The 24,328-nt window shown below is 74.0% G+C and carries 22 protein-coding genes; 10 read left to right on the forward strand and 12 right to left on the reverse strand.

Annotated elements, in window-relative coordinates; translation table 11 throughout:
• Nucleotides 1-135: 135 nt before the first annotated feature.
• The 4 genes from ACIQ1J_RS16670 to ACIQ1J_RS16685 are packed head-to-tail and all read left to right on the forward strand — an operon-like array spanning nt 136 to nt 4,994.
• The gene (locus tag ACIQ1J_RS16670) at nt 136-735 is read left to right on the forward strand and encodes a 2Fe-2S iron-sulfur cluster-binding protein (protein ID WP_403557408.1); all 600 of its coding nucleotides are present in this window, start codon (nt 136-138) and stop codon (nt 733-735) included.
• Nucleotides 732-1,724, forward strand: coding sequence for an FAD binding domain-containing protein (locus ACIQ1J_RS16675; RefSeq protein WP_403557409.1), 993 nt, complete (start codon nt 732-734; stop codon nt 1,722-1,724). Before ACIQ1J_RS16670 ends, ACIQ1J_RS16675 begins: the two co-directional genes overlap by 4 nt.
• Complete coding sequence (locus tag ACIQ1J_RS16680) at nt 1,721-3,871, forward strand: xanthine dehydrogenase family protein molybdopterin-binding subunit (protein WP_403557410.1); 2,151 nt, start codon at nt 1,721-1,723, stop codon at nt 3,869-3,871. The genes ACIQ1J_RS16675 and ACIQ1J_RS16680 overlap by 4 nt, the downstream gene beginning before the upstream one ends.
• Nucleotides 3,864-4,994, forward strand: coding sequence for an XdhC family protein (locus ACIQ1J_RS16685; protein WP_403557411.1), 1,131 nt, complete (start codon nt 3,864-3,866; stop codon nt 4,992-4,994). Before ACIQ1J_RS16680 ends, ACIQ1J_RS16685 begins: the two co-directional genes overlap by 8 nt.
• A gap of 341 nt (nt 4,995-5,335) precedes the next feature.
• Here ACIQ1J_RS16685 and ACIQ1J_RS16690 read toward each other — a convergent pair whose 3' ends face one another.
• The 3 genes from ACIQ1J_RS16690 to ACIQ1J_RS16700 form a co-directional block, all read right to left on the reverse strand.
• Nucleotides 5,336-6,166, reverse strand: coding sequence for a polysaccharide deacetylase family protein (locus ACIQ1J_RS16690; RefSeq protein ID WP_403557412.1), 831 nt, complete (start codon nt 6,164-6,166; stop codon nt 5,336-5,338).
• A gap of 72 nt (nt 6,167-6,238) precedes the next feature.
• Nucleotides 6,239-7,144 carry a DMT family transporter gene (locus ACIQ1J_RS16695; RefSeq protein ID WP_403557413.1) on the reverse strand — a complete coding sequence of 302 codons (906 nt, stop codon included), beginning with the start codon at nt 7,142-7,144 and terminating at the stop codon, nt 6,239-6,241.
• Between the two features lie 27 nt (nt 7,145-7,171).
• Nucleotides 7,172-8,026 carry an SDR family NAD(P)-dependent oxidoreductase gene (locus ACIQ1J_RS16700; protein ID WP_403557414.1) on the reverse strand — a complete coding sequence of 285 codons (855 nt, stop codon included), beginning with the start codon at nt 8,024-8,026 and terminating at the stop codon, nt 7,172-7,174.
• A 253-nt stretch (nt 8,027-8,279) separates the two neighbouring features.
• On the opposite strand from ACIQ1J_RS16700, the gene ACIQ1J_RS16705 reads away from it, so the two are divergent.
• The 3 genes from ACIQ1J_RS16705 (at nt 8,280) to ACIQ1J_RS16715 (ending at nt 10,674) form a co-directional block, all read left to right on the forward strand.
• Nucleotides 8,280-9,548 carry a galactosyldiacylglycerol synthase gene (locus ACIQ1J_RS16705; RefSeq protein ID WP_403557610.1) on the forward strand — a complete coding sequence of 423 codons (1,269 nt, stop codon included), beginning with the start codon at nt 8,280-8,282 and terminating at the stop codon, nt 9,546-9,548.
• A 113-nt stretch (nt 9,549-9,661) separates the two neighbouring features.
• The gene (locus tag ACIQ1J_RS16710; RefSeq protein ID WP_403557415.1) at nt 9,662-10,048 is read left to right on the forward strand and encodes a DUF2267 domain-containing protein; all 387 of its coding nucleotides are present in this window, start codon (nt 9,662-9,664) and stop codon (nt 10,046-10,048) included.
• 86 nt (nt 10,049-10,134) lie between these two features.
• Nucleotides 10,135-10,674, forward strand: a complete 540-nt coding sequence (locus ACIQ1J_RS16715) for a DUF1360 domain-containing protein (RefSeq protein ID WP_403557416.1) — start codon at nt 10,135-10,137, stop codon at nt 10,672-10,674.
• Between the two features lie 99 nt (nt 10,675-10,773).
• Here the strand turns inward: ACIQ1J_RS16715 and ACIQ1J_RS16720 are convergent, their stop codons facing one another.
• Complete coding sequence (locus ACIQ1J_RS16720) at nt 10,774-11,181, reverse strand: DUF5997 family protein (RefSeq protein WP_210959494.1); 408 nt, start codon at nt 11,179-11,181, stop codon at nt 10,774-10,776.
• 83 nt (nt 11,182-11,264) lie between these two features.
• Here ACIQ1J_RS16720 and ACIQ1J_RS16725 point away from each other — a divergent pair, with 83 nt between their 5' ends.
• Complete coding sequence (locus tag ACIQ1J_RS16725; RefSeq protein ID WP_403557417.1) at nt 11,265-12,071, forward strand: LysR family substrate-binding domain-containing protein; 807 nt, start codon at nt 11,265-11,267, stop codon at nt 12,069-12,071.
• 34 nt (nt 12,072-12,105) lie between these two features.
• Here ACIQ1J_RS16725 and ACIQ1J_RS16730 read toward each other — a convergent pair whose 3' ends face one another.
• The 4 genes from ACIQ1J_RS16730 to ACIQ1J_RS16745 all read right to left on the reverse strand — a co-directional run bounded on the left by ACIQ1J_RS16730 (nt 12,106) and on the right by ACIQ1J_RS16745 (nt 17,162).
• A complete protein-coding gene (locus tag ACIQ1J_RS16730; RefSeq protein ID WP_210959490.1) occupies nt 12,106-12,846 on the reverse strand; it encodes a DUF4142 domain-containing protein in 741 nt (246 codons plus the stop codon).
• Between the two features lie 174 nt (nt 12,847-13,020).
• Nucleotides 13,021-15,849 carry a beta-L-arabinofuranosidase domain-containing protein gene (locus ACIQ1J_RS16735; protein WP_403557418.1) on the reverse strand — a complete coding sequence of 943 codons (2,829 nt, stop codon included), beginning with the start codon at nt 15,847-15,849 and terminating at the stop codon, nt 13,021-13,023.
• A gap of 83 nt (nt 15,850-15,932) precedes the next feature.
• A complete protein-coding gene (locus ACIQ1J_RS16740) occupies nt 15,933-16,658 on the reverse strand; it encodes an HAD family hydrolase (protein WP_403557419.1) in 726 nt (241 codons plus the stop codon).
• 27 nt (nt 16,659-16,685) lie between these two features.
• Nucleotides 16,686-17,162, reverse strand: a complete 477-nt coding sequence (locus tag ACIQ1J_RS16745) for an Lrp/AsnC family transcriptional regulator (RefSeq protein ID WP_055420586.1) — start codon at nt 17,160-17,162, stop codon at nt 16,686-16,688.
• 239 nt (nt 17,163-17,401) lie between these two features.
• Between ACIQ1J_RS16745 and ACIQ1J_RS16750 the strand changes: the two genes are divergently transcribed.
• A complete protein-coding gene (locus ACIQ1J_RS16750; protein ID WP_403557420.1) occupies nt 17,402-18,892 on the forward strand; it encodes an FUSC family protein in 1,491 nt (496 codons plus the stop codon).
• A gap of 147 nt (nt 18,893-19,039) precedes the next feature.
• Nucleotides 19,040-20,074, forward strand: a complete 1,035-nt coding sequence (locus tag ACIQ1J_RS16755; protein WP_403557421.1) for a lactonase family protein — start codon at nt 19,040-19,042, stop codon at nt 20,072-20,074.
• 220 nt (nt 20,075-20,294) lie between these two features.
• On the opposite strand, the gene ACIQ1J_RS16760 is transcribed toward ACIQ1J_RS16755, so the two are convergent.
• The 4 genes from ACIQ1J_RS16760 to ACIQ1J_RS16775 all read right to left on the reverse strand — a co-directional run bounded on the left by ACIQ1J_RS16760 (nt 20,295) and on the right by ACIQ1J_RS16775 (nt 24,254).
• Nucleotides 20,295-21,218, reverse strand: coding sequence for a sirohydrochlorin chelatase (locus tag ACIQ1J_RS16760; protein WP_210959480.1), 924 nt, complete (start codon nt 21,216-21,218; stop codon nt 20,295-20,297).
• A gap of 135 nt (nt 21,219-21,353) precedes the next feature.
• Nucleotides 21,354-22,355, reverse strand: coding sequence for an N-acetylglucosamine kinase (locus tag ACIQ1J_RS16765; RefSeq protein ID WP_403557422.1), 1,002 nt, complete (start codon nt 22,353-22,355; stop codon nt 21,354-21,356).
• On the reverse strand, nt 22,352-23,029 hold the full coding sequence (locus ACIQ1J_RS16770) for a uracil-DNA glycosylase (protein ID WP_403557423.1): 678 nt from the start codon (nt 23,027-23,029) through the stop codon (nt 22,352-22,354). The genes ACIQ1J_RS16765 and ACIQ1J_RS16770 overlap by 4 nt, the downstream gene beginning before the upstream one ends.
• Before the next feature lie 70 nt (nt 23,030-23,099).
• Nucleotides 23,100-24,254, reverse strand: a complete 1,155-nt coding sequence (locus tag ACIQ1J_RS16775; RefSeq protein WP_210959474.1) for a sialidase family protein — start codon at nt 24,252-24,254, stop codon at nt 23,100-23,102.
• Nucleotides 24,255-24,328 lie beyond the last annotated feature (74 nt).

Here is a 24,328-nt window from a genome sequence, read left to right on the forward strand (position 1 = left end):
TCTCACTGTCACCCGACATGAACTGTCACCCGACATCAACTGTCGTCAGACATCACTTGTCACCGGACATCACTTGTCACCGGACATCGCCTGTCACCAGACACCACTGTCACCAGACAACAAAGAAGGCTGACCATGGCCCCAGCGCCCTCGTCGACGTCCAGTGCCGTCGTCCTGAACATCAACGGCGAGAAGCACCAGCTGACCGTCGACCACCGCACCACCCTCCTCGACGCCCTGCGTGAGCGCCTCGACCTTACCGGTACCAAGAAGGGCTGCGACCAGGGGCAGTGCGGCGCCTGCACCGTCCTGGTCGACGGGCGTCGTGCCGTCTCCTGCCTCAATCTCGCCGTCGCCGCCGAGGGGCGCGAGATCACCACCATCGAGGGCATGGCCGAGGGCGACCGCCTGCATCCGGTGCAGCGGGCCTTCCTCGACCTCGACGGCTACCAGTGCGGGTACTGCACCCCCGGCCAGATCTGCTCGGCCGTCGCCGTCATCGAGGAACACGCGGCCGGCTGGCCCAGCGCCGCCACCGAGGACGTACGGCCCGAAGCCGGACCGCCACCCCTGACACCGGAGGAGATCCGCGAACGGATGAGCGGGAACCTGTGCCGGTGCGGCGCCTACGTCTCCATCGTCCAGGCGGTCGCCCGCGCGGCCGGGGCCGACCAAGCGGCGGTCCCCGAGGACGACGCCGACCAGGGCGAGACCGCGAAGGAGACGGCGGCATGAGGGAGTTCGGATACGAGCGCGCCGACGACGTCTCCGGTGCGGTGGCGCTGCTCGCCGCCGACCCGGACGCCCGCTTCCTCGGCGGCGGCACCAACCTCGTCGACCTGATGAAGACCGGCGTCGAACGCCCGGCCCGGCTCGTCGACGTCCGCGAACTCCCCCTGGACGGCATCGAGCCGACCGTCGACGGCGGCCTGCGCATCGGCGCGACCGTCACCAACAGTGACCTCGCCGCCCACCCCGAAGTGCGCCGTTCCTACCCGGCGTTGACCCAGGCGGTGCTGGCCGGTGCCTCCGGGCAACTGCGCAACATGGCCACCGTCGGCGGCAACCTGCTCCAGCGCACCCGCTGCGGCTACTTCACCGACGTGAGCAAGCCGTGCAACAAGCGTGTCCCGGGCAGCGGTTGTCCCGCGATCACGGGCGAGCACCACAACCACGCCATCCTGGGCGCCTCCGACCACTGCGTGGCCGTGCACCCCTCGGACATGGGCGTCGCCCTCGCGGCCTTCGACGCGGCCGTCACCTACGAAACCGCCGACGGTCCGGGCGAGTCGCCGCTCACCGACTTCTACCTCCCCGTCGGCGACACCCCGGACCGGGAGACCGCCCTGCCGCCCGGCGCGCTGATCACCGGCGTCACCCTGCCGCCCGCCCCGGTCGCAGCCCGCTCCCGCTACCGCAAGGTGCGCGAGCGCGCCTCGTACGCCTTCGCGATCGGCTCGGTCGCCGCCGCGCTCGACGTCGGGGACGGCGTCGTGCGCGACGCGCGGCTGGCCTTCGGCGCGGTCGCCTCACGGCCCTGGCGGGCCCGCGCGGCCGAGGAGGTGCTGATCGGCCGACCGGCCGACGGGGAGACCTTCGCCGCCGCCGCGGACGCCGAACTCGCGGCCGCCAAGCCGCTGCCCGACAACGGATACAAGGTGACCCTCATGCGCAACCTCGTGGTGGCCGTCCTGACCGAACTCGCCGAGGAGGCCGCCCGATGACCACCGCCACGACCGGCCCCACGACGGTGAAGGGCGCCGTCGGTACCGCGCACACGCGCGTGGAGGGCCGCGACAAGGTCACCGGAGCGGCCCGCTACGCCGGCGAGATCCCCTTCGCCGACCTCGCGCACGGCTGGCTGGTGCTGTCCACCGTCGCCCGCGGCCGCATCCGCTCGATAGACGCCGACCCCGTCCTCGGCATGCCCGGCGTGCTCGCCGTCCTCCACCACGGCAACGCCCCGCGCGTCGACACCGACTACGTGGGCATGCTGGGCATTCTGCCGGACCCGACCGCCGCCGTCTTCCAGAACGACCGGGTGCCGCACGCGGGATGGCCGGTCGCCCTCGTCGTCGCCGGGACGCCCGAGCAGGCGAGGGAGGCCGCCGAGGCCCTCGTCGTCACCTGCGACGCGGAACCGCACGACATCACGCTCGCCGCCGACCGCCCCGACGCCTACCCGGCCGACGGGCACATGCCCGCGGAGACCGAGAAGGGGGACCTGGCGGCCGGCCTCGCGGCGTCCGCCGTCGTGGTGGACGAGGAGTACACCACCCCCGAAGAGCACCACAGCATGATGGAGCCGCACGCGGCCACCGCCCTGTGGGACGGTGGCCGGCTGGAGGTCGTCGACTCCAACCAGGGCACCACCTGGGTCCAGGGCGAACTGGCGAAGATGTTCTCCCTCGACGAGTCCTCGGTGCGGGTGCGCTCCGAACACGTCGGCGGCGGCTTCGGCAGCAAGGGCCTGCGCGCCCACCAGGTGTCCGCGGTGATGGCCGCGACCGTGCTGCACCGGCCGGTGCGCGTGGTCATGACCCGGCGTCAGATGTTCTCGCTGGCCGGATACCGCAGCCCCACCACCCAGCGCGTCCGGCTCGGCGCCGGCGCCGACGGCCGGCTGCGCGCACTGGAGCACCGCTCGCTGAACCAGACGTCGACCGTCTACGAGTTCGTCGAGCCCGGCGCGGGTGTCGCCAGGGTGATGTACGACGCCGACGCCCACCGCACGGCCAACCACGTCGTACGGCTCGACGTGCCGTCCCCGACGTTCATGCGCGCGCCGGGTGAGGCGCCGGGTTCCTTCGCGATCGAGTCGGCGTTCGACGAGCTCGCCGACCGCTGCGGCGTCGACCCGATCGACCTGCGCCTGCGCAACGAGCCGGCGGTCGGCCCGGTCTCCGGGCTGCCGTTCAGCGGCCGCAACCTGGCCGCCTGCTTCAACGAGGGAGCGCGCCGCTTCGGCTGGGCGGACCGCGATCCGCGTCCCGGGGTGCGCCGCGACGGGCGCTGGCTGCTGGGCACCGGCACGGCCGCGGCGTCCTTCCAAGCGGGCGCGGGCCCGTCCACCGCCCTCGTGACCGCGGAGGCCGACGGCACCTTCACCGTGCGGATCGCCGCCGCCGACATCGGCACCGGCGCCCGTACCGCGCTCACCCTGGTGGCCGCCGACGCGCTGGACGTCACGCCCGAGCAGGTCCGGGTGCGCATCGGGGACAGCGACTTCGGACCGGCGATGATCGCGGGCGGCTCGATGGGCACCCGTTCCTGGGCGTGGGCGATCACCGAGGCGGCCCGCGAACTGCGGGAACGGCTCGCCATGAGCACGAGCATCCCGCCGGAGGGCGTCACCGTTCGTTCCGACACCACCGCGGCCCTCGGCGCCCTCACGCAGAAGGAACGGCACTCCTTCGGCGCGCAGTTCGCCGAGGTCGCCGTGGACACCGCCACCGGCGAGGTACGGGTGCGCCGCATGCTCGGCATCTTCGCGGCGGGCCGGATCGTCAACCCGCTCACCGCCCGCAACCAGCTCGTCGGTGGCATGGTCTGGGGCATCTCCATGGCCCTGCACGAGGAGGCGGTCCGGGACCGGGCGAGCGGCGGCCTCTACGGCCCCGACCTCGCCGGCTACCACGTCGCCACGCACGCCGACGTCCCGGACGTCGAGGCGGACTGGGTGGACGACCCCGACCCGGACGACCCGGTCGGCATCAAGGGCGTCGGCGAGATCGGCATCGTGGGCGCCGCGGCGGCCGTCGCCAACGCCGTCTGGCACGCGACCGGCGTACGCCACCGGAACCTGCCGATCCGGCCCGACCGCGTGCTGTCGGCCACGGTGCCCGCGGTCGGGGGCGGGACGGATGCTTGACATCGCCGACGAGCTGAACCGCTGGCTCGCCGGGGGCCGGGAGTTCGCCGTCGCCACCGTCGTCTCCGTCGGCGGCAGCGCACCGCGCGGGCCCGGCGCCGCCCTCGCCGTCGACAGCGAGGGCACGGTGATCGGCTCGGTCTCCGGCGGCTGCGTGGAGGGCGCGGTGTACGAGCTGTGCTCCGACGCCCTCCGGAGCGGCGAGACGGTGCGCGAACGGTTCGGCTACAGCGACGAGGACGCCTTCGCGGTAGGGCTGACCTGCGGCGGGACCATCGACATGATGATTACTCCGGTGGGCGCGGACTCACCCTCGCGGGAGGTGTTCCGGCTGGCGCTGTCGACCGCCGCCGAGGGCGGTACCGCGGCCCTCGCCCGGGTCGTCCAGGGCCCGTCGGAACACCTTGGCCGGGCCCTGCTCGTCCACCCCGACGGCTCGTACGAGGGCGGTCTCGGCGGCCACCCGGACCTGGACCGCACGGCGGTGGCCGAGGCCGGGGCCCTGCTGGACGCCGGCCGCACCGGCACGGTCGGCGTCTCGGAGGACGGTTCGCACTGCCCCGGCGGGCTCACGCTGCTCGTCGAATCGAGCGTGCCGCCGCCCCGCATGATCGTCTTCGGTGCGGTCGACTTCGCGGCGGCACTGGTGCGGGCGGGCAAGTTCCTCGGCCATCACGTGACCGTGTGCGACGCCCGGTCCGTCTTCGCCACGCCGGCCCGCTTCCCCGAGGCCGACGAGGTCGTGGTCGACTGGCCGCACCGCTACCTGCGGAGCACGCCGACCGACGGGCGCACGGTGCTGTGCGTACTCACCCACGACGCCAGATTCGACGTACCGCTGCTGACGGAGGCCCTGCGGATGCCGGTCGCGTTCGTCGGCGCGATGGGCTCGCGCCGCACCCACGAGGACCGCGACCGGCGGCTGCGCGAGGCGGGCCTGACCGAGCGCGAGCTCTCCCGGCTCCGGTCGCCGATCGGCCTGGACCTCGGCGCCCGGACGCCGGAGGAGACCGCGCTCTCCATCGCGGCGGAGATCGTCGCCTCCCGACGCGGCGGAACGGGCGTGCCACTGACGGGCGGGGCGGCGCCGATCCACCGGGGTTTGGCGGGGGCGGCTGCCTGACGGTCCCGACGGGGGCGGCGACCTGACGGGCCTGGCTGGGGGCGGTTGCGTGACGCGCCTGGCGGGGGGCGGCGACCTGACGGGCCTGGCTGGGGGCGGTTGCGTGACGGGCCTGGCGGGACGGCTGCGTGACGGGCCTGGCGGGCCTGGCGGGCCCAGGGAGGACACGACGGGTCCGGTGCCGCCGCACGCTGATCGTCGCCGTCCTTCATGACGCTACGGCTGTCCCGGCACCAGTAACCGAAACGGTGACGCTCCCGACGTCACCGCAACGCACGCCGGGCGCCCGTTCACCCGGCCCGTCACCGCACCGCACCGCACCCGGCCCCCGCCCCGCCCGTTCACCGCGCTCGTGCCCGACCTCGCCCCCCGCGCCCGACCCCGCGCCCGATCCCCACCCCGCGCTCGTTTCCCCCACCGACCCGCTCCTCCGCCCCGATCACCCCGTGCTCGCCCAGCGGCCCCACCGCCCACCCCGCCTCGCGGCAGTCGCGCACGATGTCGGGCAGGGCGCCGACGGTGGCCCGCCAGCTGCCCGGGGCGGAGACGTGGTCGGTGTCGTGGAGCAGGATCGTGCCGCCCCCTCGCAGGTCCGCCGCGACGGTCGCCCGTACCGAGGCGGGCGTGGCGTCGCGCCGCCAGTCCTTGCCCCACGCCGTCCACAGCACCGGTCGCGTCCCGGCCCGGCGGGCGGCGGCCCAGCGTCCGGAGGTGAGGATGCCGTAGGGCGGGCGGTACCAGCGTGGGACGTGTCCGGCGACCTCACCCACCGCATGGACGGCACGCGTCAGCCCGAGTGCGTCCCGCGCCGGCGACGGCAGCCAGGGGCGGTCGTGCGACCAGCCGTGGACGGCGAGTTCGTGCCCCCGCCGGGCCAGTTCGAGGGCCGTCTCCGGGTGGCGTACGACGTTCTCGCCCAGGACGAAGAACGTGGCGCGTACGCCGAGCGCGTCCAGTACGTCGAGGAAGTGCGGTGTGGACGCCGGATCCGGGCCGTCGTCGAAGGTGAGGGCGATGTGGCCCGGGCGGCCCTGTCCGGCCAGGCCCGGGAACCGGCGTCGGCGCAGCTCCGGCAGCCAGGTCGCGGCCGGACCGATGTGGGCCAGCGCGGCGGCGACGACGACCGGCGCGACGGCGCGTGCCGCCGGTCCGGCATGGAATCCTTTACGCATCCGTGTGTCTCCCGTGTCTCCGGCTCCGCTCCGGGGTGCCGCGCAGCTCGGTCATGTTCCCCGCTGTTCCTGTTACTGCCTGCCCGGCTCCGGCCCGTCCCGCGCCGCCGGCGCCGTGTCCCACGCGCCGTGGACCGACGGCGCGCGGGCCAGCCCGACACTGCCGAGCCCGATCAGCGCCACGCCGATCAGCTCCGGCAGCACCCTCACCCCGAGGGCGATCTGTTCGCCGAACAGTGCCCAGCCCAGGGCGACGCTGGTCAGCGCGTCGCCGAGGGTCAGCGCCGGCTGCGACGCCGCGAGCGTCCCCGCCCGCAACGCGCTCTGCAACAGCAGGAAGCTGATCACCCCGACCACCGCCATGGCGTACGGCGGCCACTGGGTCAGGACGGCGCCCACCCCCTGGGGGAGCCTCCCTGTGACCTCCTTCAGCAGCCCCGCCGTACCGCCGAACGCCACCGCGGACGCCGACCCGAACAGCGCGGCGCGGGGCGCGCCCCGGACAAGGCTGCCGACCGAGGCGAGGGCGGTCACCACGACGAACAGCGCCAGACCGGCCCAGCCCCACCGGCCGGGAGTCGCGGTGTCGTGGCCGGCCGACGGCGCCGCGGCGTGCAGGAACAGCGCGAGCCCCACCGCCAGGGCCACGAAGGCCAGCCAGGTCCGCAGGTCGGGACGCCGGTGGAAGACCACGCTCCCGACCATCAGGGTGAACAGCAACTCAGTGGCCATCAGCGGCTGGACCACGGCCAGGCTCCCCACCGCCAGCGCGGCCCCCTGCAGCACCGTCGTCAGGGCGAGCAGCGCCGCGCCGCCCACCCAGTACGGGTCGCGCACCAGCCGCCGCAGCGAGCGCAGCACCGTGTGGACGGCGCCCGCCCGCTCCTCGTCCTGCGCCGCGGCCCGGCGCTGCAGTACCGACGCCGCCGCGTTGGACAGCGCCGCGAACAGGGCCAGGACGACGGTGAGGGCGCTCACCGCCGCGTGCTCCCGCTCATCCCGATCTCATCCGAACCGTGCGGCCAGCCGTCGGTACAGTCCCGGAGCCGCGCCCCGCACCCGGCACGGCAGCCGCAGCCAGCCGGGCACGTAGACCTCGTCCCGGCCCCGCATTACCGCCGTCCGTACCGCGTCGGCCACGCGCTCGGCGGGCACCGGACGCGGCCTGGACCGGAGGTAGGGAGTGCCACGGCGCTCGAAGAACGGTGTGTCGACGACACCGGGCACCACGTGCGTGACCCCCACGCCGGTTCCCCGCAACTCGTAGCGCAGGGCGTCCGCGAAGGCGCCGACCGCGGCCTTGGCGGCCGAGTACACGGCCTCGTCGCGCACCGCCACGCTCCCCGCCAGCGATCCGACGAGGACCACCCGCCCCGCTCCGGCCGCCACCATGCCCGGCAGCACCCATCGCACCAGCCGCAGTGTGGCCAGCACGTTGATGTCGAGCACCTCGTCGATGGTGTGCGGGGGCATGTCCAGGAACTCCCCGGCCCAGCCGACCCCGGCACCTGCCACCAGGAGGTCCACCGGACCCACGGTGGCCAGCGTGAAGTCGGCGAGCTGCCGGCCGGCGCCCGGCATGGTGAGGTCCGCGGCGAAGGCGGTGGCCGCGGTGTCCTCGGCGACCTCGCGCAGCCGGGACGGATCGCGTCCGCTGAGCACCAGCCGCCAGCCGCCCTCGTCACTCAGCCGTCGGGCCAGGGCCGCGCCGATGCCCGAGGACGCGCCCGTCACGAGTGCCGTGCGCGTCCGCGTGCTCCGGGCGCCGACGGGCTCACGCCGGGTCCTCGCGTGGTCCGCGTCGGGCGCGACGACCTGCGGTCCGGGGGCGGACCGGGGGCGGGAGAACGCATGGACCATGGAGACCACCTTGGCTCGGGGTGGACACCGGGGAGAGACCGACCGGACGGTCGGGTTCCGGCGTTCGACCGGACGGGCGGTCACGGAGTATCCCTGTCGGAACGCACGAAACGCCCGCTTGTGGTGTGGTTTGGAACATGCCGGAAGGGCAACCTGGTCCGCCGTGCATCCTCGCAGCCCAGCAACGCCCCGCCGAGCCGTGGCCAGGCCCGCCCCCGGGGACGGCAGACGTCTGCTGGTGATCAGCGCGAGCATGGGCGCCGGGCACGACACGGTGGCCGCCGAACTCGTCCGCCGAGCCCGGGAGCGCGGTGACGACGCCCTGGTCGTCGACGTCCTCGCGCTGCTGCCGTACGGGCTGGGCAGTGCGCTGCGGCACTTCTACCGCGGCTCGGTACACCACTTCCCGTGGGCGTACGCCGCCCTGTACCGCCTGTTCCTGCGTCCCGGCGCCGGTCGCCGCCCCGGCGGCACGCCCCTGGCCCGGCTCGCCGGGGGCCGGCTGCGCGAGCTGGCCGAGAGCACGGGCGCGGACGTGGTCGTCCCCGTCTTCCATCTCGGCGCACAGCTGACCGGCCATCTCCGCGCACGGGGGTTGCTGACGGTGCCCAGCGTCGTCCTCGTGATCGACTTCGCCCTCCACCGGCAGTGGCTCCACTCCGGCAACGACCACCACCTGTGCCTCACGGAGCAAGCGGCGCGCGAGGTGCGGGAGAGCACCGGCTCGCCCGCGTGGACGTGCGGTCCGGTCGTGGCACCGGAATTCTTCGCCGACGCGCCCGACGCGCCCGACGCGCCCGACGCGCCCGACGCGCCCGACGCGCCCGACGCGCCCGACGCGCCCGACGCGCCCGACGCGCCCGACGCGCCCGGTGTGCCCGGTGTGCCCGGTGTGCCCGGCGTGGCCAGCGTGCCCGGCGTGCCCGGCGTGCCCGGCGGGCCCGATGTGCCCGGCCCGGCCGACGTGCCCGACGCGCCTGGAGCGGTCGGGTGGCGGGGGCTGTTCGACCGTCTCGGGCCCGGGCGGCCCGCCGTGGTGCTGTCCGCGGGTGCCTGGGGAGTGGGCTCGCACCTGGACGTCACCGTCCGGCTCCTGACGGACCACGGCTTCCTGCCGGTCGTGCTCTGCGGCGACAACGATCGGCTGCGCCGTGACCTGTCCGGCACGCCGGGTGTGGTCGCGCTGGGCTGGGTGACGGACATGCCCGGCCTGCTGCACGCCGCCCGCGCCCTGGTCGACAACGCCGCCGGCCAGACCGCCGTACAGGCGCTGGCCGCCGGACTGCCGGTCGTGGGATACCGCCCGATACCGGGACACGGCGCGGACGGTGTCCGGCGGATGGCCGCGCTGGGCGTGTCGGACGTCGCCGAGGACGGGACCGGGCTGCTCGGCGCACTGCGGCGGCTCACCGCCCCGGGGCCGGCCCGGCGGGAGCGGATCGCCGCCGGACGCGCGTTGTTCACGGACGACGCGGTGGCCCGGGCGTGCGCCGTCGCCGACGCGTGGCGCGCATGCCGGTGAGATCGCGCACGCCGGTGGAGACCGCGCCCGTTTCCCCGGCCCGGCCGGTGGGCACTCGGCCCGAATCGTGAGCCGGCCGCCCGAATCGTGAACCGGCCGAAGGAGGCGACGCCATGCGGCTCGACGAATTCCTGACCCTGGTCCGCGACCGCGGCGAGTACCACAGCAAGGAGGAGGCCGAACAGGTCAGCACGGCCGTCCTGTGGGTGATCGCGTCCTGTGTCGACCCGGAGGAGGCGGCGGGTCTGGCCGCCGACCTGCCCGCGCCCCTGGACGACGCGCTGCGCCTGGAGCGCGGGGGTCCCGAGTCCTTCGGCCGGGAGGAGTTCCTGCGGCGCGTGGCGCAGCAGACCGGCGCCCGGCCGCGCACCGCGGAGTGGGACGCGGGCGCGGTGCTCTCCACCCTCACCGAAGCGGTGCCCGGCGATCGCGTCGACCGTCTCCTGGCCCACCTGCCCGCGGACTGCGCCGACCTCTTCGGCGGGCCGGCGCCGTACTGAGAGCGGCCCGCGCGCACGCGTTGCAGACAGCCGGAAGCGGGCACCCGGTCCCGGCCGGAGAGGCGGTACCCGTACAGGAGGCATGCATGACGGACGGCGAGCAGCGACGTGACGGACGCCCCGACGAACAACGCGACGGACGTCCCGACGTTCGTTACGACGACGTAGACGACACGCCCCTCGGGGGGTACGCGGCGCTCGCGACGACCTTCGCGGCCGGTGCCGGGGTGTTCGCCGTGACCGCGTGGCGCCGTGGGGTGCGACTGCCCGAGACCGTCCCGGCCTGGGACGTGGCGCTGCTGGGCGCGGCGACGTTCAAGGCGTCCCGGCTGCTGACCAAGGACAAGGTCACCAGCTTCCTGCGGGCCCCGTTCACCCACCGCGAGCGCGAGAGCAACGCCAGCGAGGTGATGGACGCGCCGCGCGGTACGGGGCTGCGCCGCGCCGTCGGCGACCTGGTGTCCTGCCCGTTCTGCACCTCCGCCTGGGTGGCCGGCGGGCTCGTCGGCACCTACGCCGTCGCGCCCCGGGCCGCCCGGCTGCTGTGCGCGGGCCTGAGCGCCGTCGCCGTGTCGGACTGGCTGCAGTACGCGTGGAGTGTGACGGAACAGAAGGCCGAGGAATGACCGAGGAATGACCGAGGAACGACCGAGGAACGACCGAGGGATGACAGAGGTGGACAGGCAGTGGGGAGCGCGGACGCTCGACCGCGCCCGCCGGGACGGTCAGTCGCGCTCCGCCTGTCCGGCCCGCTCCGCCCGCTCGGCGTGCAGCTTCTTCACGCGGGCCGCCTCCTTGCGGACGTCGGCCTGGACGGTCTGCTCCCGCTCCAGCCACTGAGGGCGCTCCTGCTTCAGCGCCTCGATCTGCTCCGTGGTGAGTGGTTCCGCGACACCGCCCCGGTGCAGACCCGCGATGGAGACACCCAGCTTGGCCGCGACCACCGGCCGCGGGTGCGGACCGTCGCGCCGCAGATCACGCAGCCACTCCGGCGGGTCGGTCTGGAGCGCGTTGAGCTCGGCGCGCGTGACGACGCCCTCTTGGAACTCGGTGGGTGTGGCCTCGAGGTACACACCCAGCTTCTTCGCCGCGGTCGCGGGCTTCATGGTCTGGGTGTTCTGGTGCGACGTCATGGTGTCAAGGGTATCGAGCGTCTGCGCGACCGCCGACCACGCCGGGTGGCCTCGGGCCCGACCACGCCCGGTAACCTGGCCGGGTGACAGGCTCGGAAGAACCCCCCTCGTTCCGGCTCGCGTACGTCCCGGGGGTGACGCCCGACAAGTGGGTGCGCATCTGGAACGAGCGGCTGCCCGACGTCCCGCTGTCCCTGACCCAGGTCGCCCCCGCCGAGGCGGGCGGCGTGCTGCTGGGCGGCGACGCCGACGCCGGGCTGGTGCGGCTGCCCGTCGACCGCTCCGTCCTCAGCGCGATCCCCCTCTACACCGAGACCACGGTGGTGGTGATCCCCAAGGACCACCTCGTCAGCGCGGCCGACGAGGTGGCCGTGGAGGATTTGGCCGACGAGATCGTGCTGCACCCCCTGGACGACGTCCTCGGCTGGGAGCGGCTGCCGGGCCGGCCCGCCCTGGAGCGTCCGGCCACCACGGCGGACGCCGTCGAGCTGGTGGCGGCCGGGATCGGCGTGCTGCTGATGCCCCTGTCGCTGGCCCGCCTGCACCACCGCAAGGACCTCACCTACCGGACGGTCACGGACGCCCCCGAGTCGAGCGTGGCGCTGTCCTGGCCCGAGGACGCGCACACGGACCGGGTGGAGACCTTCATCGGAATCGTCCGGGGCCGGACGGTCAACAGCACCCGGGGCCGGCAGCCGGCCCCGGCGAAGGGCGGGAGCACCGAAACGGCCTCCGCGCGGCGCAAACCACCGGCCGGAAAGCAGACCGGCGGCGCACGGCGCGACGCCGGCGGCAGCACCAGAACCGGTGGCAAGGGCGGTAGCAGGAGCGGCGGCGGCAAGAGCGCCGGTAACAGGAGCGGCAGGCGCGGCAAACCCCGCCGCGGTTGACGCGGCCGGCGCCCCCCGGAGCGTCAGCGAACCGTCAGCGGACCGTCGGGCTGGGCGTCGGCGCCGAGGTGTTGACCTCCAGCCCCGGCGGCGCGGTGAGGGAGAGCACCGGCTCACCCGGCTGCGGCGCCGGCGGCGTGAGCTGCACCTTGGGCAGGCTCGGTGGGGCCGACTGCTGGAAGTTGACCTGGTCGAAGTTGACCAGGCCGGTCTTCTCCAGCACGGTGATGTGGTCCAGCACGGTGTCGTTGGCCTGATCGGCCAGCTGTCTCACCAGGCCGTTCTTGGTGTTGGCGCGGATTTTGGCGATGGCCGGGAAGATCTGGCCGTGCGTGATGCGCATGATGTTGACCGCGGTGGTGTCGAACTGCTTGCCCGTGGTTCCGTCCACGGTCGAAACGAACTGCTGCTGTTGCGGTGAGGCCAGGTTGGGCAGGGTGATGCCCAGCTCGGGCGCGATCTTGCGGCAGGTCGCGTCGAGCCGGGCATGCCCGACGACCAGATGCTCGCCGGCCTCCACCATCTCCGGTGTCGAGCCCCGCTCCATCGCCATCAGCCCCAGGGGGTGCTCCCACAGCCCGGCGGCCCGGACCTTCACCACGAAGTCCCGGTCGGCCTCGGTGAGCGGCCCGTACACCGTGTTGGTGATGACACGGTCCTGAGTACTGGCCGTGTTCCGCACCCCGAGCATGGTCGGGTAGGCGAGGGCGGTGAGGGTGAGGACCAGGGCACCGGCCACGAAGGCGGTCCCTGCCGTGGTGCGCGTGATGCGCATCGTGCCTCCTGGGGCAAGACAGGCTCGGACACCAGGTGGTACGGATGCGGACGCCCGACCGATCACTTCCGCGGGTAAAAACTTGCCCCGCCAGTCCGTTCAGTTCGTCGGCTCCCTCACTCCATGTACGGCTACCCTGCGTACCACCCCGTTCCACGAGTGGCCCGCGCACGACTAGTCCGCGTACGACGCCCTCCGCGCGGTCCGCACCACCCGCTCGCCCTCGTCGGCCCCGAGCAGCCCCGCTTCCACCCACGCGTCCACCGTGGACCGTACGTGCGTCACCAGCGCGCCCTTGTCGCGGAACGGAGCCTGCGCCCAGATCTCGTCCAGCAGTGTGGTGCCGTCGTCCTTCGCCGGGTTGGCGACGCCCGAGTCGATGCCGCCGAGGAGCACCCGGGGTTCCGAGCGGCGGAAGTAGGCGTGCGTCGGGTCCTCGGTCCCCTCGGCGAACGGCGCCCACTCGGTGCCGTCCAGCGTGTAGTGGAGCGGTTCGCCGGACACGGGGGTCAGCGTGGGCAGCAGATCGCCGGAGAGACCCGCGTTGCCGTACAGGCCGCACTCCAGGTGGTCGGTGGCCGGGTTGCGGCCGACCAGGTTGACCGGGCCGTAGAAGAGGGCCTGCAGTGACGGGTCGTCGGGGGCCTCCTCCACCCGCAGCCGGAAGGGCACCCGGATACGCACGGTGTCACCCCGGCTCCAGGTCCGGGACACGGTGAAGTAGCTCCCCGGCGTCGGAGTCCCCGGCGCGGCGCGCCCGTTGACGGTGACGCGGAACCCCGCCGTTGCCCACGACGGCACCCGCAGCCGCAGCGCGAAGGAGGCGCCCCCGCCGCCGATGACGAGGGTGCTGCCCTGCTCCCTGGGGTAGTCCGTGGCCTGGGTGACGGTGACCCCCCGCTCTGCCCAGGTCAGGGTGGAGCGGGTGTAGAGGTTGACGTACAGGGCGCTGCCGTCGGCCGCGGCGAAGTACACCGAGTCCTGGTACTTGGTGGCGCTCTCCATCCCGGTGCCCTCGCAGCAGGTCGTGCCCTGCTTGGGCGTGTAGTCGCGCACATGACCGGGCGTCAGCCCGGTGAAGTAGGTGACGAGCGGCTTCTCCGCGTCCGGCCGGTCCTGCTTGGAGCCGAGGACCTGGTTGTACAGGCCTCGCTCGTAGTAGTCCATGTATGCCGGGTCCTGGTCGTGGAAGAACAGCGTCCGGCTCAGCTTGAGCATGTTGTAGGCGCAGCAGCTCTCGGCCGTGGTGGCCCCGATCGTGCCCGCGATCACGTCCCGGGCCTTCCAGAACTCGCCGGTGCTGGTGCCGCCGATGGCGTACATGCGGTGCGGCACGACCATGCCCCAGAAGTTTCTCGCCGCGGTGAGGTAGCGCTTCTCGCCCGTCTCGTCGTACAGCCGCACCAGGCCGGTGAAGATCGGTATGTGCTGGTTGGCGTGCAGGCCGTCGAGGAGGTCGGTGTTGGCGGCGCAGGCGTCGATCAGCCGGTCGAGGTCGAACAGGCGGGCCAGCGCGAGGTGCTCCGCCTCGCCGGTGACGGCGTGCAGATCGCAGATCGCCTCGACAATGCCACCGAACTCCCCACTGGAGAAAATGCCCCACATCCGCTGCAGCGTGGCCGCGGGCAGCTTGGACAGCCGGGAGTACATCCAGTCGCACATGCCGGACGCGAGGTCCAGTGCCCGTTCGTCGCCGGTGGCCAGGTGGGCGTCCAGCAGCCCACGGAGGATCTTGTGCGCCGTGTAGTACGGCGCCCAGACCTTGGTGTAGTCGCTGCCGGTCATCGACTCCAGGTCGATGAACTGCGTCTCCGGGTAGGCCGCCAGGAACCCCGGGTGGCTGGGCCCGCCCCACGTGCGGCGCAGTGTGGCCGTCAGCCCCCGGCCGGAGGCGTCGGCGAACGTAGCGCCGGCGGTCTCCTCGAAGGCGTACGACGCCAGGTCGCCCCGGCCCGCCGGTGTCTCGGCCGCGCGCCGCTCCCGCAGCGCGCCGATCTCGGCGGCGCTCAGGGCGCGTGACCAGACGTCGAACTCGTCGAGGGCGCCCGCGAAGACGGGATCCGCGGGGTAGTGCGAGCGGCCCAGCCAGTGGTGGGCGAGCGGGCCGAGGGCCGCCGGGGTCAGGGTCATGGCCGCATTGCGGGCCACGGCGGTGCCGTCGACGTAGAGCGTGCCGGTGCCGTCCGCGAGGGTCACGGCGAGGTGGCTCCACTCGTCCAGGGGCAGCGCGGCCGTGCCGTCGAGGCCCTGCTCGCCCGCGGCACCGCTGTCGGTGAGGGCGAAGCGCGGCACGCCGTCGGCGTTGCGGGCGGCGAGGTAGAGGTAGCGGTCGGTGTCGTCGCCGAAGTCGAGGACGCGGGCCCAGGCGCCGTCGTGGGTGGGCTTGACCCGGGCGGCCAGCGTGATCGCCGGGGTGCCGCCGAGGACACCGGCGGGCAGGTCGACGTACCGGTGGGAGCCGCGCACGTTCTCGGCGGCGGTGCCGAAGCGGCCCTGCGTGCTCAGCACGGCGGGGTCGTGGCGCAGGGCCTCGCGCACCTCGGTCAGCGCGCCGACCATGGTGCCGATCCGCTCGGCGAAGATCCGTTCCCCGGTGCCGCGGTACGCCTGGGACAGCATGGTCAGGAAGTGGCCGGTGTAGTGACCGCGCAGGTTGCCGTTGGCCTCGCCGTCCAGCCCCTCCCAGCCGCCGGGAGCGACGGCGCCGAGGGTGGACAGGCCGGCGTTGGCGCGGAAGACCTGGAGCAGCCGGTTCACGTCGTAGCCGCGGGCGTGGTCCAGCATCAGCCGCCGCTTGTCGGCGAAGACGCCCCGGCCGAGCGTCACCTCCTCCAGCCCGAACGGTCGTACGGACCAGGTCGCCGGTACCCCGGGGCCCGCGAGTGCGGCTGGTGCCCGGGGCGCGGCGCCGGGCCGGCCGCTCGCCGCGTACGAGAGCGCGGGCGTGCCCGCGGCGATCGCCGTGGCCGGCAGAAGGGTCCGCCGGGAGAGGGGCGCTGCCATGTGCTCCTCGATTCTATTCGATATATCGAACGGCGTTCGGAAGATCGCCCAGAAGATAGGCAGCGGGTGGGGGAGCGTCAACGTTACCGGCGAGTATGGTCACGGGGCTCCGGCTGGGCGGGCCGCACCGCGCGCACGAGCCAGGTGTACGCGGCCCGCGCGGTGAACTCGCCCTGCCCGCCGCGCAGCAGCAGCCCGGCGGTGGCGAACTCCGGAGCGTCGGCCTGCGCCGCGACGTACGGGATCGCGATGCAGCGCATCCCCGCCGCGTGTGCCGCGGCGGCCCCGGGGGCGGCGTCCTCCAGCACCACGCAGTCGGCCGGGTCCGCACCGAGCCGGCGTGCCGCCTCCAGGAAGACGTCGGGTGCGGGCTTGCCCCGCGCGACCTCGTCGGCGGAGACGACCGTGCGCAGGTGCGCGTCCAGACCGGTGCGGGTCAGGATCGCCTCGATGGCCTCGGGGGAGGAACCCGACGCGACCGCCAGCGGCACGCCCTCGCCCGCCAGCAGTTCGACGAACTTCCGCATCTCCGGGTACGCGCGGGCGGAGGCGCGGGCCAGCTCCAGGTAATGGCGGTTCTTGACGGCGAGCAGTTCCTCCACCGGGGCGCGCAGCCCGTAGCGCCGCTTCCAGTCGGCGACCGTCTCCTGGGTGCTGATGCCCACGTACCCCTCGTGGTCCGTCCACGTGAAGTCCGGTACGCCGTACTCGGCGAGGGTCTGCCGTCCCGCCTCGTAGTAGTTCGGCTCGCTGTCCACGAGCGTGCCGTCGAGATCGAAGATGACCGAGATGCCGCCGAGAGTGCTCACGGACCCAGGATGCCAAGGACCAGGCGATCACTTCCGCGCCGTGCGCCCGATCGACTCCACCAGGGGCAGCAGCCGGTGCGGGACGCGCTCGCGCAGCGCCACCTCGCTGCGGGTGCGGACCACCCCCGGCAGGCTGATCAGCTTCTGGACCACGTCCTCCAGGTGTGCGTTGTCACGGGCCACGACCCGGGTCAGCAGGTCCCCGCCACCCGTGATGGAGAAGGCCTCGACGATCTCCGGAACGGCCGCCAGCGCCTCGCCCACCTCGTCCAGGTGGCCCTGGGTCACCTCGATGTGCACGAACGCGAGCACCGGGTGGCCCAGCGCGGCAGGGGAGAGGGACGGCGCTGTGCCGGTGATCACGCCGTCCCGCTCCAGCCGGTCGAGCCGGGCCTGGAGCGTGCCGCGGGCGACGCCGAGGAGACGGGCGTACTCGCGCACGCTGGTGCGCGGCTGCTCGAGCAGTAGCCGCAGGATGCGGGTGTCGAGTTCGTCGACGGCCATGGCGCGCTGCTCTCCTCGTCGGCCATTGGCTCTTCGGTGGCCGTGGAAATGCCGTGACCACTGTACCAATGGACCACTTCAGCACGAGCCTGTTGAGCCAGTGGTGGCAGAGATGCTCCTATAGGAGGGTCGATGGCGCTGCGGATCCCGCGGCGCCTTTTTCATGCCGGTGACATGGCCGGTGACGTGCCAGTGACTTCGGGGTCAGTGTGCGCCAGTGTGCGAGGGGGCGGTAGTCAGTGCTGAAGAAGGTGTTCGTGAGCCCGGACCCGGGTCGGTCCCGGCTGCGTTTCGCCGCGCGGGCCGTCCTCGGCATCGGGCTGGCCGTCGTCGTCTGCGGCCTCGCCGGTACCTCTCTGGTGGGCGCCGTCATCGGCGGGCTCGCCGCACTGCTCGCGCTGTTCACCGTCACCGACGCCACCGTGCGCGGGCAGGCGGTCACCACCGTGCTGCTGCCGGTCGCCGGACTGCCCGTGCTGACCGCCGCGGCCGCCCTGCACGACCTCCCGGTGGCCAGGGACCTCACCTTCCTCGCCGTCGTCGGCGCGGGCGTGTACGCCCGGCGCTGGGGCCCGCGCGGCCACAGCCTCGGCGTGTTCGCCTTCATGACCTTCTTCATCGCCCAGTTCCTGCACGCGACCACGGACCGGCTGCCCGAGATGTTCGCCGCCGTCCTGCTGTCCGTGGCCGCCGCAGCGGCGGTGCGCTTCGGCCTGTGGTGCTACGAGCGCCGCCTGCCCCCGCCCGCGGTCCCCGCACCGCCGGCCGGCACCGGACTCGCCCGGATCACCACCCGCCAGGCCGTCCAGGCCACCGTGGGTGCCGGCTTCGCCCTGGTCGTGGGCCAGCTGGTCTCCGACGAACGCTGGTACTGGGCCGTCGGCGCCACCTGGTGGGTGTTCGTCAACACCACCTCGCGCGGCGAGACCCTGGTCCGCGGCTTCCGCCGGGTCCTCGGCACCGTCGTCGGTATCGGCCTCGGCTTCCTGATCGCGGTCCCGCTGGCCGGATCCGCGGTGCCCACGGCCGTGCTCGTCGCCGCCTGCGTCTTCGGCATCTTCTACACCGCCGCGGTCTCCTACACCTGGATGATGCTCTGCGTGACCCTGCTCGCCGAGCTGCTCTACGGCCTCCTGGACTTCCTCAGCCCCGGCCTGCTCGCCCTGCGGCTCGTCGAGACCGGCGTGGGCGCGCTCGGCGCCGTACTCGCGGTGCTCCTCGTCCTGCCCGTCACCACGCACGCCGTCACCGACGCCTGGATCCAGCGCGCCCTGCGCTGCGTCCACGCCTGCACCGCCGAGGCCGCCGCCCGGCTCGCCGGCACCGAGGGCGCCGACCCGGCTCCGCGCGTGGCCGAACTGGAGCAGCTGCTCGGCCGGGTACGGATGTCGGTCGCCCCGCTCGTGCACCCGCTGAACCCGATGTACGGCCGCAAGCGGCGCGCCCGCCGCGTACTCGCCCTGCTCGACGACTGCGCCCGGGAGGTCCGCGGCCTGGTCGCCGTCGCCGCCGACCCCGAGGCCTCGCACGACGCCCGGCTGGCCGCCGCCTGCTGGCGTGTCGAGACCTCGGTCGAGGCACTCACCGGCGGGCGGGCCGTTCCCGTCCACGCGGACGGTCCGCGCGCCACCGAACCCGCGTTGGCCCATCTCCACGGCCTGGAACGCGCCCTGGCCGAACTCGCCGCACCTCTGCGTACCCCCTCCGGCTCGCCGCTCGTCGGCGCCTGAGCCGTCCGGCGCCGCGCCACCCGTTTGGTCTAGACCGCAGGTGATCGACTGCTACCGTCGCCCCGGGGCAGACGATCGGTCGGCACTCGCCGAGGCGCGGGACGACGCCGGACGACACGGGACGACGCGGGACGAGAGGGAGCAACGGTGGCGGACGTTGACAGGCGGCAGCGGCGGGCATACATCGGGTCGTTCACGGCGGCCGGCGGCCCCGGCATCCTGACCGCGGCCGTCACCCCCGACAGTGGCGCGCTCACGGTCCTGAGCGGCACGGCCCGCGTGCCCGACCCCTCCTACCTGGCCCTGGCACCCGACGGGGACACGCTCTACGCCGTCAGTGAGACGGCCGAGGGCGCGGTGGCCGCCTACCGCGTGGCCGGGGACAAGCCCGAGCCCGCCGGGCGGCCGGTACCGGTGGGAGGTGACGGACCCACCCACCTCAGCCTGTACGACGGACACGTCCTGACCGCCAACTACGGCTCCGGCAGCGTCACCGCCGTGCCGGTCCGCCCCGACGGCGCCCTCGCCCGGGCCGCGTCCGGCGTTCTCCAGCACACCGGTTCGGGACCGCACGCCCAGCGCCAGCAGGGACCGCACGCCCACCAGGTGCGGCCCGACCCGAGCGGGCGGTGGGCCGTCAGCGTGGACCTCGGCACCGACTCGGTGCGGGTCTGCACCCTGACGGACGGCGCCCTCGCCGTGCACCGGGAGATCGCGCTGCGCCCCGGCTCCGGCCCGCGCCACCTGGCCTTTCACCCGGACGGCACCCGCGCCTACGTGGTCAACGAACTGGCGCCCACCGTCACCGTCTGCCGCTGGGACGCCGCCGACGGCGTGCTGCAGCCCCTCACCGAGGTGCCGGTGCTGGCCGGGGCGCCGGCCGGCGACGCCTTCCCGTCCGGCATCGTGGTCTCGTCCGACGGCCGTTTCGTGTGGACCGCGACCCGCGGCGAGGATGTCCTGTCCGTGTTCGTCGTGGAGCCGGACGGGCTCCGGCTGTTCGGCACCGTGCCCTGCGGCGGGCACTGGCCGAGGGAGATCGCCGAGTCGGACGGCTTCCTGTACGCGGCCAACGAGCGCTCCGGAGACGTGACCTGGTTCGCCCTCGACGCGGAGACCGGCGTGCCGCGGCGCGCCGGCTCGCTAGCGGTACCGGCGGCGTCCTGCGTCGTCTTCGGCTGACCCGGCGTCTTCGGCTGACCCGGCGGCGGCCCACGCACGTGCGCCGCAGCCGGGACGACCACCGGACGAGCGTGCGGTCGAGCACCGGACGAAGCACCGGAGGGGCGCGCAGACGGGCGCAGGGCGAGGCGGACATGACGAAGGGCCCGCTCCTCCACCGGAGCGGGCCCTTTCAGTCGTACGTGCTCGCGCGGCCGCCGCGCACCCCGCGCCGTGCGTGTCAGCGGACCGGCGTGCCCTGCGGCTGCTGCGGCGAGATGCCCAGGGCCGTCGTGTACTTGGCCAGCGCCAGCTTGCCGATCGCGGGGTAGGGGCCGAGCGGCTCGGCGGTGGAGCAGCCCACCTCCGTGGCCGCCCCCTGCAGCAGGGACGCCTCGATCTCCGGGCCGATCAGGTACGGCGCGAGCGCCAGCTGCTGCGAACCCGAGGAACGCAGCTGCTCGGCCACGGAGGCGATCGATCCCTCCTCGTCCAGGGCAGCCGCCATCACCGGCACGGCGAGGCGCGCGGCGAGCAGCATCCCGGTGATCCCGGCCGCCTGGACGGCCTCGTCACCGCCCACGGAGGCCAGGATGATGCCGTCCGCGGCGGTGGCCACGGTGAACAGACGGGCACGGTCGGCGCGGGCCAGACCGGCCTCGGAGAGCCGCACGTGCAGCGCCTCGGCCAGCAGCGGGTGCGGGCCGAGTACGTCGGTCAGCTCGGCCGCGATCCGGCTGTCCATGACGGCCTGCCGGATCCGGCGCAGCAGCGCGTTGTCCGGGCCGGCGAGCAGCGGCACGACGACGGCGACGGGGCCGTCGGGCTCCTTCACCTCCATGCCGGCGGCGCGCGCCTGCTCATAGCGGGCGGTGCGTTCCTCGGCGGCACGCACGAGGACGGTCGACAGGGAGAGGAACTCCTCGTCGTCCCCGTCGAGGTGGCCGATCCGGGCGTCGAGGCCGGGCAGCTCGGAGCGGGCGATGCTGATGACCTCGTCGGCGAGGCCTCGGGTGGCGCTGCTGGGCGTCCCCGGCACCGCGAGGACGAGCGCCGGCGCGCCCTCGGGAGCCACCAGGGGTTCGGGACGGCGGTGCCGTCCGGGCTGGCGGGGGCGCGGCATTCGTACTGGCAGGCCGGACGCGGGCCCAGTGGGGGAGCTCATGGCGCCGCATGTTACTGGTTTCCTGGGTTTCCCTGTTCGGGGAGGGTGCAGGTGAGCGGTATCCGTCCGGTTTTGTCTGATGAGTGATGTACGGATCGGCCGACATCGGCACGATTCACCTCACCGGCGCACCGATTATCGGCCGTCCGGCATGGTCGTCACCCACAGCATCCCGCCGTCACTCGGGAGGGTGAGTGACCCGGTCGCCAGGGCGGCCGCGATCCGCGCCGAACCGTGCAGCGGATCACCCTCGGCAGCGGTCCGCCGCGCATGCGGCAGCCGCTTCGCCAGCTCCTCCTCCAGCGGTACGACGAGGGCGTCGCCCATCTTCAGCAGGCCACCGGTGACCGCGACGCGGGGCTCGCCCCCGGGCGGGCAGACCGCGGCGGCCGAGTCGGCCAGGTGCCGGGCGGCGGCCCGCAGGACGTCCGCGGCCACGGGGTCGTCGGCGGCGCAGGCGGCGACGTCGGGCGCGAAGGAGGCGAGGACGGCGGGGCGGTCCGTACGCGGGTACAGCTGACCGGGCAGCCCCGCCACCGGCCCGAACCGTTCCTCGGCCCGGGCCAGCAGCAGCGCGGAGCCGCCCTCGCGCCCGTCGTGGGCGCGCAGCGCGGCCTCCAGCCCTGCGCGTCCGATCCAGGCGCCGCCTCCGCAGTCGCCCAGCAGATGGCCCCAGCCGTCCGCCCGGCGCCAGCGGGTCAGGTCCGTGCCGGTGGCGATCAGGCCGGTGCCGGCGGCGACCACCGCTCCGGCCCGGGGGCCGATCGCGCCGACGTACGCGGTGACGGCGTCGGCGACCAGCGCGACCGTCCGCGCACCCAGCTCCCGGGCCAGCGCGCCCGGCAGTTCGGCGCGGAGGGCGTCGCCCAGGGTGGCCAGGCCGGCGGCCCCGACGACCACGGTGCCGAGCCCGGTCACACCGGTCTCGGCGGTCAGCGCCCTGGCCATGGGGACGAGTTGCGCCATCAGATGCCCGGGGTCGATGCCGCGCGCACCGGTGCGGACGGGCTCCCGCGACGCACGCCGCCCGAGCCCGTCCGGGCCGCCTCCGTCACCCCCCGCGCCGTTCCCGGCCGTGCCCACGACGACACGCAGACCCGAGCCGCCGGAGTCCACGGCCAGGAAGCCGCCGCTCACGGCAGGCGCCAGTCGACCGGCTGGCCTCCGAGTCGGACCAGCTGGTCGTTGGCCCGGCTGAACGGACGGGAGCCGAAGAAACCCCGGTCGGCGGACATCGGGGACGGGTGCGCGGACTCCACGGACGGCAGGTCGTCGAGCAGCGGTCGCAGATTGCGGGCGTCGCGGCCCCACAGGATGGACACCATCGGCTTGCCGCGCGCCGCCAGGGCGCGGATCGCCTGTTCGGTGACCTCCTCCCAGCCCTTGCCGCGGTGGGCGGCGGGCTTGCGCGGGGCCGTGGTGAGCGCCCTGTTGAGCAGCAGCACCCCCTGCCTGGTCCACGGGGTCAGGTCCCCGTTGGAGGGCTGCGGCAGACCGAGGTCGGTGTTCAGCTCCCGGAAGATGTTGACGAGGCTGCCGGGCAGCGGACGCACCTCGGGCGCGACCGAGAACGACAACCCCACCGCGTTCCCCGGCGTCGGATACGGGTCCTGTCCGACGATCAGGACCCGGACGTCGTCGAAGGGCTGCTGGAAGGCCCGTAGGACATTCGCTCCGGACGGGAGATAGGTGCGTCCGGCGGCGATCTCCGCGCGCAGGAACTCACCCATCGAGGTGATCCGCCCGGCGACGGGTTCCAGGGCCTGCGCCCAGCCCGCTTCGACGATTTCATGCAAGGGTCGTGGTGCCACGGGCGTCACCCTACTGCCGTACGGGTGACGCCGATCAACCGGTGGCCAAGGCCCGTCCCCCCGGTCGGGTTCATCCGACGACCGCGGCCCGCACGCAGAGCACGTCCGGCAGGTGCGAGGCCAACTGCCGCCAGTTGTCGCCGTCGTCGGCCGACGCGAACACCTCGCCGTTGCGGTTGCCGAAGTACACGCCCGCCTGTTCCTCGTCGTCGGTGCACAGCGCGTCGCGCAGCACCGTGCCGTAGTGGTCCTCCTGGGGCAGGCCGGCCGTGAGCGGTTCCCAGCTCTTGCCCGCGTCCGCCGTCCGGAAGACCCGGCAGCGGTGGTCCGCCGGTACCCGGTCCGCGTCGGCGTTGATCGGGAAGACGTACGCCGTGCCGCCGCGGTGCGGATGGGCCGCCACGGCGAAACCGAACGTGGAGGGCAGCCCCTCGCCGATGTCCGTCCAGTGCGCGCCGGCGTCGTCGCTGCGGTACACGCCCCAGTGGTTCTGCAGATACAGCCGGTCCGGGGCCGCCGCGTCCCGCGCGACCTTGTGCACGCACTGGCCGAACTCCGGGTTCGGGTCCGGCAGGAAGACCGCGGAGACACCGGAGTTGGACGGCGCCCAGCTCGCGCCGCCGTCCGCGGTGCGGAACACGCCGGCGGTCGAGACGGCCACTGTCACCGACTTCGGGTCCCGCTGGTCGGTGAGCACGGTGTGCAGCCCCTCGCCGCCGCCGCCCGGCACCCACTGGGACCGCGTGGGGTGCTCCCACAGGGGCCGGACCAGCTCGAAGCTCTCGCCGCGGTCCTCCGAACGGTACAGCGCGGCCGGTTCCGTGCCCGCGTAGACCACGTCCGGTTCCGCGGCGGCCGGGTGCAGCTGCCACACCCGCTCCAGCGAAGCGCCGGTCTCCTTGGGGAACTTGACGGCCGGCTGCGCCGGTTCCGTCCAGGTCCGGCCCAGGTCGTCGGAGTGGAACACCGACGGACCCCAGTGCGCGCTGTCCCCGCCGGCCAGCAGCCGCGGGGTGTCGCCGCGGGTGTCGAGGGCGACCGAGTAGACGGCCTGTGCGTTGAAGTAGGGGCTCTCGTCGAACTCCCAGGTGCCACCCCGCCGGCGCCCGATGAACAGGCCTTTGCGGGTGCCCACGGCGAGCAGTACCTCGGTCATGCCGATCACCTCCGCGGCGTCGTCGTCGACGCCTTTGTCTCGGACACGGGCCAGTCTGCACCCCGGCACTGACAGTCACCTCTGGAAAGGCTGTCGCCGCAGGTCAGAACGGTGGCGTCGGGTCCGGCGAGAGGCCCGCGCGC

The organism is Streptomyces sp. NPDC097107, assembly GCF_044762405.1.
In the GTDB taxonomy this organism is placed as follows: domain Bacteria; phylum Actinomycetota; class Actinomycetes; order Streptomycetales; family Streptomycetaceae; genus Streptomyces; species Streptomyces thinghirensis.